The organism is Sulfitobacter sp. HI0027, from assembly GCF_001634775.1.
Taxonomy (GTDB): domain Bacteria; phylum Pseudomonadota; class Alphaproteobacteria; order Rhodobacterales; family Rhodobacteraceae; genus Sulfitobacter.
Window position 1 is genome coordinate 1 of record NZ_LWER01000083.1, and the last position, 1977, is coordinate 1977.

At 58.9% G+C, this 1977-nt stretch carries 2 protein-coding genes and 1 pseudogene; all 3 read right to left on the reverse strand.

Features of this window, described 5'->3' with window-relative positions; translation table 11 throughout:
- A pseudogene (locus A3722_RS04980) lies at positions 1-198 on the reverse strand (helix-turn-helix transcriptional regulator); the annotation flags it as partial.
- Positions 199-266: 68 nt separating this feature from the next.
- Complete coding sequence (locus tag A3722_RS04985; RefSeq protein WP_067915953.1) at positions 267-1001, reverse strand: copper-binding protein; 735 nt, start codon at positions 999-1001, stop codon at positions 267-269.
- Between the two features lie 46 nt (positions 1002-1047).
- A partial coding sequence (locus A3722_RS04990; RefSeq protein WP_067915955.1) for a multicopper oxidase domain-containing protein occupies positions 1048-1977 on the reverse strand: 930 nt, incomplete at its 5' end.

Consider the following 1977-nt stretch of genomic DNA (forward strand, 5'->3'; position numbering starts at 1 on the left):
AAGGGCGATCCAGCCAAGCGCCACGCCGAGGTTCAACCCGATGGCCAAGATCGTTTGCTGATACTCATGGCTCTGCCAGATCAGAAACTCAGGTTCCATTCCCATAGCGTCCAACAAGAAGCAGACGGTAAAGAAGATCGCCACAATGGCCTGTAGTGTTGCAATGGCCCAAAGGGCGATGGTTCCACGCGTTTTCATAGCTCGAAGTGCCTTATATTTGTGGAAAGCACAGGGCCGGTCCGGTCACCCGGCCCTGCGATTGGCGCTTACTTCATCGCTGTGACGGTCAGCTTGCCTTTGACACGATCGGCCACGAATTCGATGTTCTGGCCTTCCTTCATTTTGGCGATCAGCGCTTCATCGGCTTTGAACACCATGGTCATCGACGGCATGTCGAGGTTTTCAAGCGGGCCGTGAATGATGGTGACCTTCTTGCCCTTGGCGTCGACCTTTTTGATCTTGCCGGTGGAGTAGACCGCGGGCGCCTCTGGCGCGTCATCGGACTGTGCGACGGTGATCGGGCCATGCATGCCGGATTCGTAGTGGCCGGGGATCAGGCAGGCGAATTCAAACGTACCTTCGTTGGCGAAGGTCCAGATCACCTCGCCCTCCATGCCGGAGTCGAGACGCACCGAGTTCGGGTCATCATGCTCCATGTCCATCTTGGCCATGGATTCCTTGTGCTCGGCATTGCCTTCCATCGTGTCGATCACGAACTCATGCTCGATCTCGCCCTTGTTGGTGACGGCAAAGCGGATCGTCTCGCCTTCCTTGATGTCGAACGCGGCGGGCTCGAAAATCATCTCGCCGTCGTCGGTTTCGCGCATGGTCACGTCGATGGTGCGGTCCACGGCTTCGGCCTTGCCGGGCATGCCGACGGCCATTTCCTTGTGCATGTCGCCGTGGCCGTCGTCGTCATGACCGCCGCCATGGGTGCCCGCGGCAAAGGCAGGGGCGGTGATGAGAAGGCTGAGGGCGGTCGAAAGAAGAAGTTTGTTCATGGTGTTTCCTGTATGGTTTTAGAGGTCATTATGGTCCAAGGGCCGCTTAGCCCTCGGAGGTTGGTTTCGGCGTGATCTTGGTTTTAGGGCTGTGGTTCTGCGCGAACTCTGGCAGCTCGCCCGTCCATTCATACGCCTCGGTGCCCGGAGGGTTTTCATACCAGCCGGGATCTTCGTAATCGTCCGCGTCGATGCCTTCGCGCACCTTCACGACCGAGAACATGCCGCCCATCTCCAGCGGGCCATGCGGCCCCCAACCGGCCATCATCGACACGGTGTTGTTAGGCAGCGGCATCGACATTTCGCCCATATCCGCCATGCCCGCCGTGCCCATGGGCATGAACTCGGGCTGCACGCGGCGAACCTGACGTGTCATATTGGAACTGCTGGTGCCAATGAGCGTCGGCACGTCATGGCCCATGGCGTTCATCGTGTGGTGCGACTTGTGGCAATGGATTGCCCAGTCGCCCAGATGGTCGGCCACAAACTCATAGGCGCGCATGGCGCCCACGGGGATGTCGATCGAAACCTCGGGCCATTGCGCCGATTCCGGCACCCAGCCGCCATCGGTGCAGGTGACCTTGAAGTCATAGCCATGCATGTGGATCGGGTGGTTGGTCATCGTGAGGTTGCCCACGCGGACCCGTACCTTGTCACCCTGATTGACGACCAGCGGGTCGATGTCGGGGAAAATCCGGCTGTTCCAAGTCCACAGGTTGAAATCCGTCATCGTCATGATGCGGGGTATGTAGGTGCCCGGATCAATATCAAAAGCGTTCAGCATGATCAGGAAGTCCCGATCGACGCGCATGAAATCGGGATCCTTGGGGTGGACCACGAACATGCCCATCATGCCCATCGCCATCTGCACCATCTCATCGCCATGCGGGTGGTACATGAAGGTGCCGGATTTGGTCAGATCGAACTCATAGACAAAAGTCTTGCCCGGCGGGATGCCGGGGTGGCTGAGCCCGCC